The organism is Neobacillus paridis (genome assembly GCF_016765675.1).
Classification (GTDB): Bacteria; Bacillota; Bacilli; order Bacillales; family Cytobacillaceae; genus Neobacillus; species Neobacillus paridis.
Genome location: NZ_JAESWB010000052.1, coordinates 1 through 509 on the forward strand (window position 1 = coordinate 1; position 509 = coordinate 509).

The 509-nt window shown below is 62.5% G+C and carries 1 protein-coding gene; it reads left to right on the top strand.

From position 1 onward, the window contains the following. On the top strand, positions 1-509 hold a 509-nt coding region (locus JK635_RS27905), incomplete at both ends, for a TRAP transporter large permease subunit (RefSeq protein WP_202652993.1).

Here is a 509-nt window from a genome sequence, read left to right on the forward strand (position 1 = left end):
ATGGCAAGGATGACCATGTCGGCAAGATGAACGTGCTGCCCGCCACCCGCCAGGCTGCGCTGGCGCTGCTGATGCCGGTGATTATCCTGGGCGGCATCTATGGCGGCATCTTCACGCCTACCGAGGCGTCGGCAGTGGCAGTGTTGTATGCCTTCGTGGTGGGCGTGTTCATCTACCGCGAGATCAAGCTGCCGGACCTGGTTGCCATCTTCAGGAAGTCGGTGCTGTCGTCCGCCGTGGTGATGTTCATCATCGCCAATGCCGGCCTGTTCTCCTTCATGATCACCCGCGCCGGCGTGCCCGACATGATCGGCGCCTGGCTGGCCGACGTGCTCAAGAGCCCCGCCTACTTCCTGCTGGGCGTGAATGCCGCACTGTTCATCATCGGCATGTTCATCGAGACCTCGGCCTCGATCATCGTTCTGGCGCCGATCCTGGTGCCGGTGGCGATACGCTTCGGCATCGACCCGGTGCACTTCGGCATGATCATGGTGGTGAACCTGGCGCTG